Below are 16,491 nucleotides of genomic sequence, written 5' to 3' on the forward strand. Positions count from 1 at the left end.
TGACCCTGCAATCCCCGACACGGCGTCACACTGAGGTTGCTGAGTCCATCGAGCGCCGGAACTCGCGAGGCGAGCGGTATTTCAGCGCGCTATGGGGATGCTTCTCGTTGTAATGCTCGAACGCAATGGCCAGGTTGCTTGCAGCGGTCGCTGCATTCGGCTTCGGCATGAAGGCGACATAGTCGCGCGTCATGGTTTTCACGAAGCTCTCGGCCATGCCGTTACTTTGCGGGCTACACACTGGCGTGGTCAATGGCTTTTTTACCAATAAACCGGCCGCTGTTCGGATCGTAGTACCTGCGCCAGTTGTAGTGCAGGCCCGACTATGTGTCAGCTCCCTCAGACCAACATCACGAAGCTCAACGCCCTCGACGCAGAACGTAACCGTCGTCGTAACCGCATCGCGCCTCTGCCTAGTCCGTGGTGCGCCTTTGGCAGTAAGGCGTTGCGAAATTTCCATAAGGTCGAAGTGCACAACCATCGAACCAAGTCGTACTTATGGGGCCAGTCCATCCTCAACGATCCTTTGTGCCGCAGCCTCCATATGTGTCCTTGAAACACTCTCGACGATCACGACGCCTGTCATATAAAAGAATCCGTTGTTACGGACATCATCCGCCGCATCCTGAGCGAACCTGGTCATATCGTAAAAATTCAGTTGTACATCGCCCCCCTCTAATGTGACGAGAACACCTTCTAGAAATCCCTTTTTTTCATGTTCAAATTCTGCGAGCTCGTCGTACCAGTTGGGGTACTTGATTTCGAATTTTTGCATTTTCAATACCTCACTTTGTCTTGATCTTCCCCAGTGTAGTGGCCAACTCATTCCGGACACTGCGTTAAGTTTTTCTTCCGCGACAGCCGGTGCGAGTCCGTCATTGAACTGATGCGGCCGTATCCAGTTGTACCGCTGCATCAGGTAGTGACTGATATCCCGGTGTGCTTCTTGTGTCGACATGTAACCCACCGACGGCAGCCATTCCGTTTTCAAGCTGCGGAACAGCCGTTCCATCGGGGAATTGTCCCAGAAATTTCCACGACGGCTCATTCTCTGCTTTATCCGATAGCGCCACTGCCTCTGACGGAATTTCCGGTTTGCATATTGTCCGCCCATGATCCGAATGGAACAGCAATCCTCGCGTACAGCGCAGACCAACTCGACAGATTCGTCTTCGAAAACCTGATCGATTACTTCGTACGTTCAATCCCTTCCGACATCAAGAGCCCAGTAGCTTTTTTTAAAATGGCCTTCTCACGCTCGAGGCGTTCGATGCGCGCCTCGAGTTCCTTAATGCGTTGTTGATCCGGCGTGATTGCCTTGCCCTGCGGCGTGACACCCTGACGTTCCATTTGAAACTGATGCACCCAGCGGCGCAGCACCGTCTCGCCGACGCCGACCGAGCAGCTCGCCTCCACATGGCTATAGCCCTGGTCGACCACCAGGCTCGCGGCTTGCCGTTTGAACTCTGGGGAAAACGTCCGTCGTTGCTTGGTCATCAGACACCTCTTCATGGCGAGCATTCTCGCCTGAATCAGTGTCCGGTTTCATTAGACCACTACAGACCATCCCGGCCCATACAAGCACTGGGCGGCGCTGTGCCTGAATCATATCGTCGACGTTGCGTCCGTAGATGAACCATCGATCGGGGTGTCGATTGCACAAGCAGGCGAGAACATCGGTCGCGGCAGTTTCAACGTACCCGTCCAACGTCGCTGATTACGACCTGCCACACGGCGCGCGAAACCGCACATCCGACACAACCCGGTGCGGCCCGCCAGACACCCGCCTGCCGCACCGCGCGCTCACGCTCACACTTCCTGCGCACTCCGCAACACCGCCCGCAACAGCACATCGGCCCCCGCCTCCGCCCATTCGGGCGTGATCGCTTCGGCCTCGTTGTGGCTCAGCCCGTCGACGCACGGCACGAAGATCATCCCCGTCGGCGCGACGCGCGCCACGTAGCACGCGTCGTGCCCCGCCCCGGACACGATATCCATGTGCGGCAGCCCGAGCGCCCGGGCCGCGTCGCGCACCGTGTCGATGCAGTTCGGCGCGAACGGCACCGGCGCATACGTGAAGATCTGCTCGATCTGCACGCCGAGACCGGTTTCGTCGGCCACGCGCGCAAGTTCGGCCCGCAGCACGGCGTCCAGTTCGTCGAGCACCGCGTCGTCGGGATGCCGGAACTCGACCGTGAAGAAGCAGCCGCCCGGCACCGTGTTGCGCGAGTTCGGCCGCGCCTCGATCATCCCGACCGTCGCGCGCGCGTCCGGCGCGTAACGGCGGCCGAGCACCTCGACGAACGAAATCATGCGCGCCGCGCCGACCAGCGCATCGCGGCGGAATGCCATCGGCGTCGTGCCCGCGTGGGCGTCGACGCCGGTGAGCGTCACCTCGTACCAGCGCTGCCCCTGCCCGGCCGTCACGACGCCGATCGTCTTGCCGGCCCGCTCCAGAATCGCGCCCTGTTCGATATGCAGTTCGTACGCCGCGTGCACCGGATAACCGCCGACGGGCTCGGCGCCCGCATAGCCGATCCGCGCGAGTTCCTCGCCGATCGTCCTGCCCGCGCCGTCGGTGCGCGACAGCCCGTATTCGAGCGTATAGACACCCGAGAACACGCCGGCCGACACCATCGCCGGCGCGAAGCGCGAGCCCTCCTCGTTGGTCCAGATCACGACGTCGATCGGGCGCTCGGTCTCGATGCCCGCATCGTTCAGCGCCCGCACGACCTCGAGCCCGCCGAGCACGCCGTAGATGCCGTCGTAACGGCCGCCGGTCGGCTGGGAATCGGCGTGCGAGCCGGTCATCACCGGCGCGGCGGCGGGATCGCGGCCCGCGCGGCGCGCGAACACGTTGCCCATCCGGTCCACGCGCACCGTGCAGCCGGCGTCGCGCGCCCACTGCACGAACAGGTCGCGCGACTCGCGATCGAGATCGGTCAGCGCGAGACGGCACACGCCGCCCTTCGGCGTCGCGCCGATCTGCGCCATCCGTTCGAGCGACGCCCACAGACGGCGGCCGTCGACCCGCGGCACGCGCACGTTGTCCGCAATGGCGTTGTCGTCACGCATCGCCGTTCTCCGGTGCGGATTGCCGCGCGTAGCGGAAATCGCAGCGCTTGCCGCCCTGCATGATCGTGCTCGTGCGCGTGAGTGCGACGTCCGGCGCATAGCCCTGGATGAAATAGCTGTCGCGCGCGCAGCTCAGCAGATGCCCGATCTCGCCGAGCCCCATCGCGTGATACATCTCCGCGTAGCTGCAGCGACGCACGTCGTAGTCGTAATGCGCATCGTCCGCGCGGCGCACCTCGACGTCGAGCGCATCGTCCTTCTCCCACAGCACCTGCAGCGCGATGAACGACTTCACGCTGGCGCCTTCGGGTTCCTGCGCGGCGAACGTGCGGCCCGCGTCGACGGCCGCGCCGCGCACGGCTTCCGCGATCACGGCCTGGGCGCGCTCGGCGCCGAATTCGCGTTTCATGATCTCGTAGATCGGCTTGATGATTTCCGCCTCGATGCGGCGCCGCGCGAGGATCCCGAGGCGGGTGTCCTCGGGCGCGGCGGCGGATGTCCGGGTAGCTTCGGTCATGGGGAGAATGTTGTCGTCGTTGTGTCGATTATTTGGCCGTGGTGCGCGAGCCGCCGAGCACGTCGACGACGGTCCACTTGCCATCGCGCACCTGGTAGATCGTGAAGGCCGGGTCCTTCAGGTTGCCTTCGGCGTCGAACGCGATGCGCCCCGTCACGCCGGGCCGGTCGATCGCACGAACCGCCGCGACCAGCTTCGCCGGCTGCGTCGTGCCGGCCTTCTGCGCGGCGGCGATCAGCGTCGCGGCCGCATCGTAGGCGAACGGCGCATGCAGCTCGATCGGTGCGCGGTAGCGCGCCTGGTATTGCGTGTCGAACGCCTTGCCGCCCGGCATCCGGTCGAGCGGGAGGCCCGGTTCGAGCGCCGTCACGCCGTCGCCGTCCTTGCCCGCGAGCGACAGGAAAGTCTGGCTCACGAAGCCGCCCGCGCCGAGCAGCGGCGCATTCACGCCGAGCTGGCGCATCCGGCGCGCCATCGGCGCGGCCTGCGCATCGAGCCCGCCGAAGAACACCAGATCCGCGCGCTTGCCCTTGATCGCGGTCAGCACGCCGCTGAAGTCGGTGGTCTTGTCGTTCACGTACTGGCGATCGACGATCGCGCCGCCGTTCGCCTGCACGCCCTTGATGAACTGGTCGGCCAGCCCCGCACCGAACGACGTGCGATCGTCGATCACCGCGATGCGCTTCGCCTTCAGCGTCTTCACCGCGTATGCGCCCGTGAAGTTGCCGCCCGCATCGTCGTGACCCATGATGCGGAAGGCCGTCGCATAGCCCTGCTGCGTGTATTGATGGCCGGTGGACGCCGGCGCGATCTGCGGAATGCCCGCATCGCGGTAGACGCGCGACGCCGGCACGCTGCAGCCGGTGTTCCAGTGGCCGACGACACCGATCACGTGCCGGTCGACGAGTTGCTGCGCGACCGCGACGGCCGTACGCGGATCGGACTGGTCGTCGGCCGCGACGAGCTTGTAGACGACCGGCTTGCCGCCGATCGTCGGATGCTTCGCGTTCGCGTCGTCGATCGCGAGTTGCGCGCCGTTCTGCAGATCCTTGCCGATCCGTGCGGACGGGCCGGTGAGCGGCGCGGCGAGACCGATCAGGATCGTCTGCGGCGCGGCTTGCGCGAACGCGGGAACGGAGGCAACCAGGGCGGCCGCCGAGAAGGCAAGGCTGGCGGGAAGAAATGCGATTTTCATGTGCGGGGATCTGTGAATCGGATCAAAACATGAAAAATATTAAATAGTGAGCCCTCAAACCCCAAATATCCAATTGTTGGATGCTTATGCCGTTCCCGACACATTAACTCACATCCTTGTAAACACTAAATATTTTTATGTTGTCGCTTACCCTGACTTTTCTATAAAATTCGATACATGAAAAATATCGAACAATTGCCGCACGATCCGCCGCTGCGCGCGGTGCGTGCGTTCGAAGCTTTCGCGCGCCTCGGGTCGGTCACCGCGGCGGCGGGCGAGCTCGACATCACGCCGTCGGCGGTCAGCCATCAGCTGCAGCTGCTCGAGGCGTTCATCCAGACGCCGCTGACGGTGCGCGAGGGCCGGCTGCTCGCGCTCACCGACGAAGGGCGCGACTACTACCGCTCGATCAGCGCGGCGTTCTCGGTGCTGCGCAGCGCGACGCGCTTCGTGCGCGACCGTTCGTCGCTACGGCAGATCACCGTGAGCCTGATTCCGCTGCTCGGCATCGGCTGGTTCATTCCACGGCTGCATGCGTTCCTGGCCGACAACACCGACGTCGACGTGACGGTGCTGTACGCCCATCACCGCAACTACCGCAGCGACGCGTCCGACCTGTCGATCCGCTTCGGCACCGGCGACTGGCCCGGCTACAACTGCGAGCGGCTGCTGCCGGGCGCGATGGTGCCGATGTGCAGCCCGTCGTTCCTGCGGCGTCACGGGCCGTTCCGCACGCCGGCCGATCTCGCGCGCGCACCGCTCGTGCACGACGAGGATCGCAGCACGTGGGTCAACTGGCTGCAGGGCGCCGGCGTGCGGCACGTGTCGCATGCGGTGGGGCCGATGTTCGAGGACGGCCAGCTCACGCTGAGCGCCGCGCGTGCGGATCTCGGCGCGGCGCTGCTGCGCGCGCCGCTGGTCGAGCGCGAACTGGCGAACGGCGAACTCGTGAAGCTGTTCGATCACGCGCTCGACGACGGGCGCGATTACTATCTGTGCACGCGCGAGGACGCGGACCTGCCGGACGGCGCGCGGCGGCTGGCGGCATGGTTGAGGAAGATGGCGGGGATCTGAGCCGGGATGCGCGGCCGCCCCGCCCTGCGCCAGTACGCACGTGTGCACGTGCGCACGCAAGGGCGGACCGGCCGCCGGGTCGCGGCGCGCAAGCCGCATCAGCCCGGCGCCGTCGACCGGTTCTCACGGCCGGTCCGGCGCGGCGTCACTCCCCCAGGACCATCGATCACGGGACATCCTTCGGATTGGAACGACCATGGATCAGTTGAACGGAATCACGGTGTTCGTCCAGGTTGCCGAAGCGCGCAGCTACGTGGGCGCGGGCCAGCAACTCGGGCTGTCCGCGTCCGCGGTCGGCAAGAGCATCGCGCGGCTGGAGAAACGCCTCGGCGTCAAGCTCCTGCATCGCAGCACCCGCAGCATGAACCTGACCGCCGAAGGCGCGCTCTACCTGACGCGCTGCCGGCACATCCTCGCGGAAGCCGCGGCGGCGGAAACCGAGCTGCTGCATGCGCTCGACGCGCCGCGCGGCAAGTTCCGGGTCAGCCTGCCGCTCGTGAGCGGGCTGATGGTGCCCGCCCTCACCGCGTTCATGCAGCGCTATCCGGAAATCGAGCTCGACGTGCACTTTTCCGACCGGCTCGTCGATCTGATCGACGAGGGCTTCGACGCGGCGGTGCGCACCGGCACGCTCGACGATTCGCGGCTGATGTCGCGCCAGTTGGGGGAGTTTCGCCTGGTGCTGGTGGGAGCGCCCGGCTACTTCGCGCGCAAGGGCGTGCCGCAACGCCCCGCCGACCTGCGCGGGCACGACTGCCTCCAGCACCGCTTCCCGACCACCGGCATGATCCAGAAGTGGCCGCTCAGCGACGACTCGCCCGATGCAAGCCTGCCGTTGCCGGCGCGGATGATCTGCAACAACGTCGAGACGCTGCTGCAGGTCGCGAAAGCCGGCCAGGGCATTGCGTGCCTGCCGGATTTCGCGGTCCGCGACGCGATCGCCGCACACGAGCTGCAGATCGTACTCGACGCGTACACACGACATTCCAGCGCGTTCCGCGTGCTGTGGCCGTCCAGCAAGCATCCGTCGCCGAAGCTGCGCGCCTTCGTCGACTTCCTGCACGAGAACCTGTTCACGATGCAGACGCAGGCGCACGCAGCCCGCGCAGACGCCAACGCCGAACAGGTCACGCCGCTCGCCTGAAGCCGTCCGCCCGCGACGATCCGGGCGCGGGCCCGGCGGCCGCTCACTCGGCCCGGTCCGCGCCGGCCTTGACGGACAGCGTCAGCAGGACGATGGCAAGCACGGCGCCCGCCGCGCCGACCACCGGCGTAGCCGCCACACCGGCGCCGCCGCCCTTGACGACCAGGCTGCCGACCAGCGCGCCGCCGCCGATCCCGGCATTGAATGCACTGACGTTCATCGCGGACGCCAGATTCGGCGCACGCCCGGCGCGGGTGAGGATACGCATGATCAGCGCCGGCACGAACGCATACGACGCGACGCCCCACAGGAACACGTACGCGACCACCGCCCATTTCGTCGCATAGACCAGGCCCAGCGACCCCATCACGCACGCGAGACACGCGAGGCTGACGAAGGCCGTGCGCAGCGGCCATGTATCTGCATAGCGCGCGCCCGCCGCGTTTCCCGCGCTCAGGCCGGCCCCGAACACCAGCAGGACCCACGTGACGCTCGACGGCGAGAAGGCCGCCACGCTCTCCAGGATCGGCGCGATGTACGTAAAACCCACGAACGTGCTGCCGAAACCCACGATCATCGCCGCATAGGAAAGCAGCATCCTGCCGTCCCGGAACACGGCCACCTCGCTTGCGACCGACGTCACGTGCAGGTTCACGTCGTTCGGCAGCGTCTTCCAGAGCGCGAGCAGCGACAGGCCGCCCCAGCCCGCGATCGCCCAGAACGGCGCATGCCAGTCGGAAAACGCGTGGCCGAGGAAGAGGCCCAGCGGCACGCCGGCCACGTTGGCGAGCGTGATGCCGGACAGCATCACGCCAACGGCCTGGGCCCGGCGGCGCTCGTCGACCAGATGGGCCGATACCACCACGCCGATCCCCATCGCCACGCCGTGCACCGCCGCCGCGACGCAACGCGACATCAGCAGCACGGCGTAGCTGCCGGACAGCGCCGAGACGACGTGCGCGAGCACGAAGATCGCCAGCAGGACCAGCAGCAGCGGCTTCTTCGGCACGCGCAGGGTCAGCGCCGTGAGCGTCGGCGCCGCAATCGCCACGCACCATGCGTAGGCGCTGACCAGCAATCCCGCGCTCGACAGCGGGACCGACAGGCTGCCGGCGATGTCCGGCAGCAGGCCGGTGACGATGGTTTCGGTGGTGCCGACGCCGAACGACGTCATGGCCATTGCAAGCAGCGCAAAACGGTTCGCGTCGGTTCGTTCCTGGTCGATGCGGGTTGAAATCGCCACGGCGGGCGCCCTCCATACGTTGACGTGGGGTTGGCCGCCGCGCCGCGGCGACCGATGACACGCCAGCGTACGCATTTCAGGCCCGCCGAAACATCGTGGGCGGTTCGCTTCTTCCCGGAAAAACCTTCCGGAATGCCGTGCCCCGCCCCGCCTCCATCAATCAAGGGCCGGAAGCGGATAGAAATTCCCGATCCCTCGGATTGAAACAAGCAATTTCACAAGATCAGGGTGAACCCGGATACTGGCAACACTCCACTCACCCCTGACGCAAAGGAACACACCAGATGCCGATCATCAACACCCAAATCAAGCCGTTCAAGGCAACCGCTTACCACAACGGCGAATTCGTGCCCGTCTCGGAAGAGAACTTCAAGGGCAAGTGGTCCGTCGTCGTGTTCTACCCGGCCGACTTCACGTTCGTCTGCCCGACCGAGCTGGGCGACCTCGCCGACCGCTACGCGGAATTCCAGAAGCTGGGTGTCGAAATCTACGGCGTGTCGACCGACACGCACTTCACGCACAAGGCATGGCACGACACGTCGGAGACGATCGGCAAGATCAAGTACCCGCTGATCGGCGACCCGACGCTCACGCTGTCGCGCAACTTCGACGTGCTGATCGAGGAAGAAGGGATGGCGCTGCGCGGCACGTTCGTGATCAACCCGGAAGGCGAGATCAAGCTGTGCGAGATCCACGACAACGGTATCGGCCGCGACGCCGGCGAGCTGCTGCGCAAGGTGCAGGCCGCGCAATACATCGCGGCGCACCCGGGTGAAGTGTGCCCGGCCAAGTGGACGCCGGGCGCGGAAACGCTGACCCCGTCGCTCGACCTGATCGGCAAGATCTGACGATCGCCGCGCGCGCCTCGCACGAGGCGCGCGACAGCGGGCCGCCACGGCGCGGCCCGCGCCCTCCCCCGGCACGACGTGCCCGACCAGAAACAATCATACGGAATCCGAAACGCCATGCTCGACGCCAATCTCAAGAACCAACTGAAAGCGTACCTCGAAAAAATCACGCGCCCGATCGAACTCGTCGCCTCGCTCGACGACGGCGCGAAATCGCAGGAACTGCTGGCGCTGCTGAACGAGATTGCGTCGCTGACGGATCGCGTGACCGTGACCGAACGCCGCGACGACGCCGAGCGCAAGCCGTCGTTCTCGATCGGCGAGCCCGGCAAGCCGGCCGGCATCCGCTTCGCCGGCATCCCGATGGGCCATGAATTCACGTCGCTCGTGCTGGCGCTGCTGCAGACGGGCGGCCACCCGATCAAGCTCGACGACGACGTGATCGAACAGATTCGCGCGCTCGACGGCGACTACGCGTTCGAGACGTTTTTCTCGCTGTCGTGCCAGAACTGCCCGGAAGTCGTGCAGGCGCTGAACGTGATGTCGCTGATCAACCCGCGCATCCGTCACGTCGCGATCGACGGCGCGCTGTTCCAGGATGAAGTCGAGTCGCGCCAGATCATGGCCGTGCCGACGATGTTCCTGAACGGCGCCTCGTTCGGCCAGGGCCGCAGCAGCGTGAAGGAAATCCTCGCGAAGCTCGATACGGGCGCCGGCGCACGCGCCGCGAAGTCGCTCGAGAACAAGCCGGTGTTCGACACGCTGATCGTCGGCGGCGGCCCGGCGGGCGCGGCCGCAGCGATCTACTCGGCGCGCAAGGGCATCGCGACGGGTGTCGTCGCCGAGCGTTTCGGCGGCCAGGTGCTCGACACGATGGCGATCGAGAACTTCGTGTCGGTGCAGGAAACCGAAGGGCCGAAGTTCGCGACGGCGCTCGAGCAGCACGTGAAGCAATACGACGTCGACATCATGGACGTGCAGCGCGCCGACGCGCTGATCCCCGGCGACGTGCACCAGATCCGCCTCGCGAACGGCGCGGTGCTGAAGGCGAAGACGATCGTCCTCGCGACCGGCGCGCGCTGGCGCGAAATCAACGTGCCGGGCGAGCGCGAATACCGCAACCGCGGTGTCGCGTACTGCCCGCACTGCGACGGCCCGCTGTTCAAGGGCAAGCGCGTCGCGGTGGTCGGCGGCGGCAACTCGGGCGTCGAGGCCGCGATCGACCTCGCCGGCATCGTGAGCGCCGTGACGCTGATCGAATACGGCGCGCAACTGCGCGCGGACGAAGTGCTGCAGCGCAAGCTGCGCAGCCTGCCCAACGTGACGATCGTCACGCAGGCGCAGACGACCGAGCTGACCGGCGACGGCAGCAAGCTGAACGGGCTCGTCTACAAGGATCTGCGCTCGGGCGACACGCGGCGCATCGATCTCGAAGGCGTGTTCGTGCAGATCGGCCTCGTGCCGAACACCGAATGGCTGAAAGGCACGGTCGAACTGTCGAAGCACGGCGAGATCGTCGTCGATGCGCGCGGCGCGACGTCGGTGCCGGGCGTGTTCGCGGCAGGCGACGTAACGACGGTGCCGTTCAAGCAGATCGTGATCGCGGTCGGCGAAGGGGCGAAGGCGTCGCTCGGCGCGTTCGATCACCTGATCCGCCAGGACGTCGCGCCGGCAGCCGCCGCGCAGCCGCAAGCCGAAGAAGCGGTCGCGGCGTAACGCACCGGCAGCGCGACGCTGCAGCAATCGGTCTCTCTTGGCCTCGCATGCCTTGGTCGGCGTGCGGGGTCTTTTTTATTCCGGATCGTCGCCGAGGCGCGACGCAATGCCGGTCGAAACCCGCCCGCCTCGCGGCGCGGCCGGCCTCGACCCGGCGCTTTCCAGCCGCAGACCGTTCACCGCCGCACCGCACCGGGCCGCCGCCCTGCGTACGTGACGACCCGGCGACCCGGCGACCGACGACCGACGACCGGCCGGCGCGCCGCATCGCCGGTGCGACAGCCCGCCGTCAACACTTCGTTTGCGCGACCGCCGGGATCGGGCGTAGTCTTCGTCGAACCTGCGCGGAAACGGAGAACCCCCGACCATGATCGGCACGATGCTCAAGCGATTCCTTGTCCTGGCCCTCGCCGCCGCCGGCACGCGGGCATGGGCGGCCGAACCGCTCCCTGCCGCACGGGAGGCCGTCGTTCCGGCCTTCTACGCATGGAGCGACGCCGTCCCGGCAACGCCCGGACAATTGCTGCGCACCGAGCCGCTGACGCCTGAACAAAGCCTCGCCGAGGCCGGAAAGAACATCCGGCTGCTCTACACGTCGACCGACGGCGTTGACGGCCACACGCCGGTCGTCGTGTCCGGCGCGCTGTTTCTGCCGAAAGGAACGCCGCCGCACGGCGGCTGGCCGCTACTGGCGTGGGCGCACGGCACCGTCGGCAGCGCCACGGTATGCGCACCGTCGCTCGCGCACCGCAGCGAACGCGACGCACGCTACCTGAATGCATGGCTGGCCCGCGGCTACGCGATCGTCGCGACCGACTATCAGGGCCTCGGCGCGCCCGGCGTGCATCCGTACGGGCTGACACGCCCGCTCGCATACAACGTACTCGACAGCATCCGCGCGGTGCAGCACGGCGACTTCGACCTGACGTCCCGCACCGTCGTGTTCGGGCAGTCGCAAGGCGCCCGCGCCGCGTTCGCGACGGCCGTCTATGCGAAATCCTATGCGCCCGAACTGGCCGTTGCCGGCGTGGTGGCAACCGGCACGCCCTATGCGGCCGTTCACAACCACGCGGCCGACGCCGAGCGGGCGGACGCGCACCGGTCGGTCGTCCCGACCTTCGCGTACGACATGCTGCGCATGGGAACCGCCGCGCTGCTCGACCCCGCGTTCGTCCCCGCCGACTACCTGAGCGACCGGGCGATGCCGGCGTTCCAGCTCAGCCGGCACGACTGCCTGCACGCACTCGAAAAACGGATCGTCGCGGACGGGCTCACCTACGACGACAGCTTCAAGCGCTCGCCCAGGCGGGCGTTTGCGGCGATCAGCCGGGAAGCCGCGTATCCGGCGCTGAAATCGGACATTCCGATCTTCATCGGCACCGGCGGCAAGGATCGCGACGTGTTCGTGCCGGACCAGATCGCGCTCGCCACCGACGCATGCCGCGCCGGCGACCGGATCGAATGGCACTTCTATCCGGCGCTCGATCACTCCGGAACCGTCAACGGCTCGCTGCCCGATTCGACCCGGTTCGTCGCGAAGGCGTTTGCAGGCGAACGCCTCGACGGCAATTGCGCCGCTTTACCCGTGCCGCCCCGAGCAGACGCCGACGCGTCGTGATCCCGTTTGCCGCGCAACCGCCGGCCTCGCTTCGCGGCAGCGGCGGCGGCCGTGCCTGCGCCCGTCGCCCCGAAACTGCTCGACGCCCGGACCAGTTGTTCGGTCATCGCGGCAGCCACCGGATTCACGCCCGAGGATAAACCGGCGCGCGTCGTCGTTCGCATTCGGCGTGTCGAGCCCCCGGTGATGGCGTAGCGGCCCGCATACGGGTCGCGATGCAGCCCGAGCTTGCCGCCCGGCGGCAGATGCACGAACATCGCCGCCCTGATCGACGGAATGCGCGACAGGATCTCGACCGGGCGCCGGCACAACGCCTGCGCGGACGAATGCGGCGCGTCGTATCACTTCAGGTAGAAGCGCTTCCAGCCGTTGCGAAAGAACGAATTGAAGCCGATGTCGTTGTACTCGCCCAACGCCTTGATCCGGCTCGCGTCGCGCAACGCAAGCGCCTCGCCGCGAAACGTGCGCCATTCGCGCTGCAGCACCGCAAGAACCGGAAACTGCCGCGTATCGAGAAACGGCGTGATCGGCACCGACGAGAACGCATATGAAAAACAGTTCAGCGGCGCGGTAAAGGTCGAATGACCGTGAACAACCTGTGCCGTACCCTGCCGCGCCGATGCGTGTGGACGACGCACGCGATGAACACGATGAGCAAGACCCGGCGCATCGATATTTTCCCCGTAATCTGCCTGAGGAAATTCCAGGCACGGGGAAAATTCTCTGCGCTGGCGTGCCGGTGGCGGCGTGTGAGTCGACACGACGCGACGGGGCTGCGCACTGGCCCGTGCGGAAACGCCGCAAGGCCCATGCGGACGGGCTTCGGCAGGCGATCGACGTCGCGCGCGGCGCGGCGCCGACACGCGCGGCGGGCAGCGATTACTCCGGAAACGGCAAATCAGTTTGTCCGTCGGCGCGCATGCCGAACGTGTTCAGCGTCATCGCGACGAGCGCGTAATAGCCCAGCAATGCGACGAGGTTCACGACGGTCTCGTGGCCGAAGCGCGCCTCGGCGCGCGCGAACGTCGCGTCGCTAACGCGCCGCGTGTCGTACAGCTCGGTCGCGAACGCGTAGATCAGCGCATCGTCGTCCGACTCGAATACGGGCGCGGCGCCGAGCCGGATCGCGTCGGCCGTCGCGGCCGGCACGCCCGCGTCGAGCGCGATCGGATGGTGGATATGCCACTCGGCCTGCGAGCGCCAGCGTGCGGCCGTCACGAGAATCGCAAGCTCCGACAGCCGCAGCGGCAGGCCCGTGCGATAGCGGCAGAACGCGCCGAGCTTCTGCGCATGCTGGGCCAGCTCGGGGCTCGCGATCCAGCCGAGGAACGGCCCGTTCAGGTTGCCGCGCGGGCCGCTCAGGATGTCGGCCAGCACGGCCTTCTGTGCGTCGGTGGCCGACGCGGGATCGAAAGGGGGCAGTCTGTTCGTCATGGCGATGATCCGGGTGAGGTTCAGTGCAACGAAGCCGTCATGCGCCGACGGCCGCGAGCGCCGCGTCGATCGCGCCCGACAGCCGCTCGACGATCGTATCGATCTGCTGCGCGGTGCAGATAAACGGCGGCGCGATCAGGATGTGGTCGCCGTGGACGCCGTCGATCGTCCCGCCCATCGGATACACCATCAACCCGCGCTGCATCGCTTCGCGCTTGACCGCGGCATGCAGCTTCAGCGCGGGATCGAACGTCGCCTGGCTGTCGCGATCGCGCACGAGTTCGACGCCGACGAACAGGCCGCGCCCGCGCACGTCGCCGACATGCGCATGCTTGCCGTAGTGCTCGCGCAACGATGCGCGCAACTGCTCGCCGCGCGCCTTCACGTTGTCGAGCAGTTTCTCTTCGGCGATCACGCGCTGCACTTCGAGCGCGGCCGCGCAGGCGGTTGCGTGGCCGAGATACGTGTGGCCATGCTGGAAGAAACCCGACCCGTCGACGATCGTCCGGTAGATGCGGTCGCTGACGAGCGTCGCGCCGATCGGCTGGTAGCCCGCGCCGAGCCCTTTCGCGATCGTCAGCAGGTCGGGCGCGACATCGTCCTCGTCGCACGCGTACAGGTAGCCGGTGCGCCCCATCCCCGACATGATCTCGTCGAGGATCAGCAGCACGCCGTATTTGTCGCACACGGCGCGAATCTTCTTCAGGTACGTGCGCACCGGCGGCACCGCGCCGGCCGTCGCGCCGACGACCGTTTCCGCGACGAACGCCGCGACGTTTTCCGCGCCGAGTTCGACGATCTTCCGTTCGAGTTCGTCGGCCAGCCGCTGCGCATATGCTTCGTCGGTTTCGACGGCAAGTTGATCGCGATACGCGTAACACGGGCTGACGTGATGCGCTTCGATCAGCAGCGGCAGGAACGGCTCGCGCCGCCATGCATTGCCGCCGATCGCGAGCGCGCCGAGCGTGTTGCCGTGATAGCTCTGGCGCCGTGCGATGAAATGACGGCGCTGCGGCTCGCCCTTCTCGACGAAATACTGGCGCGCGAGCTTCAGCGCGGCCTCGACCGCTTCCGAGCCGCCCGACACGAAATACACGTGTTCGAGGCCGGCCGGCGCGGCGGCGACGAGCCGGTCGGCCAGCTCCTCGGCGACGTCGGTCGTGAAGAACGACGTGTGCGCGTACGCGAGTTGCCGCGCCTGCCGCTTGATCGCGTCGATCACGCGTGCGTTGCTGTGGCCGAGGCACGAGACGGCCGCGCCGCCGCATGCGTCGATATAGCGCTTGCCGGTCGAATCGACGATCTCGATGCCGTCGCCTGCGACGGCGACGGGCAAGGTGGCGCGCGGAGCGCGATGGAATACGGTCGTCATGCGTTGCCTCATGGATCAGGATGCGCGGTGCGCGCGTCCGGACGGCACGATGCGCGTCGCGAAACGCTGCGTGCCGTGCTGGTGAATGGTGACGTCGATCGCCGCCGCGCCGATCGCGAACACCGCGGTCGCCAGCGTGTTCTCGTCGTCGGGATCGGCCGGGTCGTCGCGATGGATCGGCAGCCCTTGCGGCGCGCGATCGCCGAGCACGCGCAGCAGCGCGGCTTCGTCGACGGCGTCGATCCCGGCTGTCAGCGCGTCGACGCGCCGCTGGCGATCGGCCGACGATTGCGTGACGATCTGCGCTTCGGCTTCACAACCCGGATGCACGAGATGATTCGCGTGCCCGGCAAGACTCGACACATCGACGACCGAGCAGCGCGCGGCGCTCGCCTCGATGCTCAGGAGCCGCGTGTCGCCGGTCGCGCCGAGCGTATGGTGGAAGCCGCTCGCGCGGGCGTTCGCGCGCAGCACGCCGGCGGCCTCGTCGAGCGACGCCGCATCGAGCACGGCGCGGGCAAGGATCATGCGCGGCACGCCCGGCGCGGGCGTCTCGATCCGCAGGTTGTTGATCGCCTGCGCGATGCCCGCGCGGTTCGCGGCAAAGGTATGCCCCGGCAGCGAGCCGGGATAGTAGAAACTGATGAAGCCCGGCTTGCCGTCGGGCCGCACGTCGACGAGCAGGCAGCGCTCGCGCAGGAACGGATCGCCGTCCTCGTTGTGCGCGATCCAGCGCGTGCCGTCCGCACCGCGCGCGGCGAGCGTCGTGCAGCCGTCCGGCGCGTTGTGGATCAGCTCGCCACGGCAATTCCACAGGAAAATATCTTCGGCCGGCCAGCCGATGCCCGCCGCGATCCCGTCCAGTTCCGCGACGAGATCGGGGTACGTGGCCAGCGCCGCCTGCCGCAGCGCCTCGACGAACGGATGGCCGCGCCAGCGCCGCACGGCCTGCCACGCGCGGCTTTGCCGCATGTATTCGTCGAAAACAGGACGGGCGAGCTCGCCGAGGCGCACGCCGATGTCGAACGGCGCGCCGGCGATGACGGGAGCAAGGGAAAGCGGCATGTCGGGCGAAAGGGTCTGGTTCCTGTGGCGTGCGGCCTGCGCGCGGCTGGCGCGGCCGGCTTCATGATGCCGGAACGCCCGCAGCCCGCGCATGGCAACACGCGATGAGGAATTAGACAATCACACAACATATGTTGTCAATAGACCGGCGCGGACAACACCGGCGCCGCGCCCCTCAACGCCCTTCAGC

12 protein-coding genes and 3 pseudogenes are annotated in these 16,491 nt (G+C 66.9%); 5 read left to right on the plus strand and 10 right to left on the minus strand.

All coding sequences use genetic code 11. The features are described from left to right. Positions 1-25 precede the first annotated feature (25 nt). The 5 genes and pseudogenes from GQ56_RS0126070 to GQ56_RS0126095 form a co-directional block, all read right to left on the minus strand. Positions 26-259 (minus strand): annotated as a pseudogene (locus tag GQ56_RS0126070) (integrase core domain-containing protein); the annotation flags it as partial. 561 nt (positions 260-820) lie between these two features. Then, positions 821-1,497 (minus strand): annotated as a pseudogene (locus tag GQ56_RS47260) (transposase); the annotation flags it as partial. 312 nt (positions 1,498-1,809) lie between these two features. Further along, positions 1,810-3,075 (minus strand): Zn-dependent hydrolase, encoded by a 1,266-nt coding sequence (locus tag GQ56_RS0126085; RefSeq protein ID WP_031401445.1) that lies wholly within the window; start codon positions 3,073-3,075, stop codon positions 1,810-1,812. Beyond that, positions 3,068-3,592: an L-2-amino-thiazoline-4-carboxylic acid hydrolase gene (locus GQ56_RS0126090; RefSeq protein ID WP_031401446.1), complete on the minus strand. Its 525-nt coding sequence runs from the start codon at positions 3,590-3,592 to the stop codon at positions 3,068-3,070. The genes GQ56_RS0126085 and GQ56_RS0126090 overlap by 8 nt, the downstream gene beginning before the upstream one ends. A gap of 28 nt (positions 3,593-3,620) precedes the next feature. Continuing rightward, positions 3,621-4,787, minus strand: coding sequence for a branched-chain amino acid ABC transporter substrate-binding protein (locus tag GQ56_RS0126095; protein WP_031401447.1), 1,167 nt, complete (start codon positions 4,785-4,787; stop codon positions 3,621-3,623). Positions 4,788-4,964: 177 nt separating this feature from the next. Between GQ56_RS0126095 and GQ56_RS0126100 the strand changes: the two genes are divergently transcribed. Further along, positions 4,965-5,861, plus strand: coding sequence for a LysR substrate-binding domain-containing protein (locus GQ56_RS0126100; protein WP_031401448.1), 897 nt, complete (start codon positions 4,965-4,967; stop codon positions 5,859-5,861). A gap of 196 nt (positions 5,862-6,057) precedes the next feature. Further along, positions 6,058-7,005 (plus strand): LysR family transcriptional regulator, encoded by a 948-nt coding sequence (locus GQ56_RS0126105; RefSeq protein ID WP_052007332.1) that lies wholly within the window; start codon positions 6,058-6,060, stop codon positions 7,003-7,005. Between the two features lie 43 nt (positions 7,006-7,048). On the opposite strand, the gene GQ56_RS0126110 is transcribed toward GQ56_RS0126105, so the two are convergent. Beyond that, on the minus strand, positions 7,049-8,248 hold the full coding sequence (locus GQ56_RS0126110) for an MFS transporter (RefSeq protein WP_161788577.1): 1,200 nt from the start codon (positions 8,246-8,248) through the stop codon (positions 7,049-7,051). A 284-nt stretch (positions 8,249-8,532) separates the two neighbouring features. On the opposite strand from GQ56_RS0126110, the gene ahpC reads away from it, so the two are divergent. The 3 genes from ahpC to GQ56_RS0126125 all read left to right on the plus strand — a co-directional run bounded on the left by ahpC (position 8,533) and on the right by GQ56_RS0126125 (position 12,430). Further along, positions 8,533-9,096, plus strand: coding sequence for an alkyl hydroperoxide reductase subunit C (ahpC, locus tag GQ56_RS0126115; protein WP_031401451.1), 564 nt, complete (start codon positions 8,533-8,535; stop codon positions 9,094-9,096). Positions 9,097-9,213: 117 nt separating this feature from the next. Continuing rightward, positions 9,214-10,812 carry an alkyl hydroperoxide reductase subunit F gene (ahpF, locus tag GQ56_RS0126120; RefSeq protein ID WP_031401452.1) on the plus strand — a complete coding sequence of 533 codons (1,599 nt, stop codon included), beginning with the start codon at positions 9,214-9,216 and terminating at the stop codon, positions 10,810-10,812. Positions 10,813-11,179: 367 nt separating this feature from the next. Beyond that, positions 11,180-12,430, plus strand: a complete 1,251-nt coding sequence (locus GQ56_RS0126125) for a lipase family protein (RefSeq protein WP_235212760.1) — start codon at positions 11,180-11,182, stop codon at positions 12,428-12,430. Between the two features lie 105 nt (positions 12,431-12,535). Here GQ56_RS0126125 and GQ56_RS39575 read toward each other — a convergent pair. The 4 genes and pseudogenes from GQ56_RS39575 to GQ56_RS0126145 all read right to left on the minus strand — a co-directional run. Beyond that, positions 12,536-13,100: pseudogene (locus tag GQ56_RS39575) on the minus strand (aspartyl/asparaginyl beta-hydroxylase domain-containing protein); the annotation flags it as partial. Positions 13,101-13,309: 209 nt separating this feature from the next. Then, on the minus strand, positions 13,310-13,864 hold the full coding sequence (locus GQ56_RS0126135; RefSeq protein WP_031401454.1) for a carboxymuconolactone decarboxylase family protein: 555 nt from the start codon (positions 13,862-13,864) through the stop codon (positions 13,310-13,312). Between the two features lie 37 nt (positions 13,865-13,901). Continuing rightward, complete coding sequence (locus GQ56_RS0126140) at positions 13,902-15,236, minus strand: aspartate aminotransferase family protein (protein WP_031401455.1); 1,335 nt, start codon at positions 15,234-15,236, stop codon at positions 13,902-13,904. Between the two features lie 15 nt (positions 15,237-15,251). Further along, positions 15,252-16,301 (minus strand): C45 family autoproteolytic acyltransferase/hydolase, encoded by a 1,050-nt coding sequence (locus GQ56_RS0126145; RefSeq protein WP_031401456.1) that lies wholly within the window; start codon positions 16,299-16,301, stop codon positions 15,252-15,254. Positions 16,302-16,491 lie beyond the last annotated feature (190 nt).

Source organism: Burkholderia paludis (assembly GCF_000732615.1).
GTDB classification, from domain to species: domain Bacteria; phylum Pseudomonadota; class Gammaproteobacteria; order Burkholderiales; family Burkholderiaceae; genus Burkholderia; species Burkholderia paludis.

Bases quoted from the DNA above. Each gene is read 5' to 3' on its own strand.
- GQ56_RS0126140 (WP_031401455.1), bottom strand. From the start codon at position 15,236: ATGACGACCGTATTCCATCGCGCTCCGCGCGCCACCTTGCCCGTCGCC.
- ahpF (WP_031401452.1), top strand. From the start codon at position 9,214: ATGCTCGACGCCAATCTCAAGAACCAACTGAAAGCGTACCTCGAAAAA.
- GQ56_RS0126100 (WP_031401448.1), top strand. From the start codon at position 4,965: ATGAAAAATATCGAACAATTGCCGCACGATCCGCCGCTGCGCGCGGTG.
- GQ56_RS0126105 (WP_052007332.1), top strand. From the start codon at position 6,058: ATGGATCAGTTGAACGGAATCACGGTGTTCGTCCAGGTTGCCGAAGCG.
- ahpC (WP_031401451.1), top strand. From the start codon at position 8,533: ATGCCGATCATCAACACCCAAATCAAGCCGTTCAAGGCAACCGCTTAC.
- GQ56_RS0126145 (WP_031401456.1), bottom strand. From the start codon at position 16,301: ATGCCGCTTTCCCTTGCTCCCGTCATCGCCGGCGCGCCGTTCGACATC.
- GQ56_RS0126085 (WP_031401445.1), bottom strand. From the start codon at position 3,075: ATGCGTGACGACAACGCCATTGCGGACAACGTGCGCGTGCCGCGGGTC.
- GQ56_RS0126125 (WP_235212760.1), top strand. From the start codon at position 11,180: ATGATCGGCACGATGCTCAAGCGATTCCTTGTCCTGGCCCTCGCCGCC.
- GQ56_RS0126135 (WP_031401454.1), bottom strand. From the start codon at position 13,864: ATGACGAACAGACTGCCCCCTTTCGATCCCGCGTCGGCCACCGACGCA.
- GQ56_RS0126095 (WP_031401447.1), bottom strand. From the start codon at position 4,787: ATGAAAATCGCATTTCTTCCCGCCAGCCTTGCCTTCTCGGCGGCCGCC.
- GQ56_RS0126090 (WP_031401446.1), bottom strand. From the start codon at position 3,592: ATGACCGAAGCTACCCGGACATCCGCCGCCGCGCCCGAGGACACCCGC.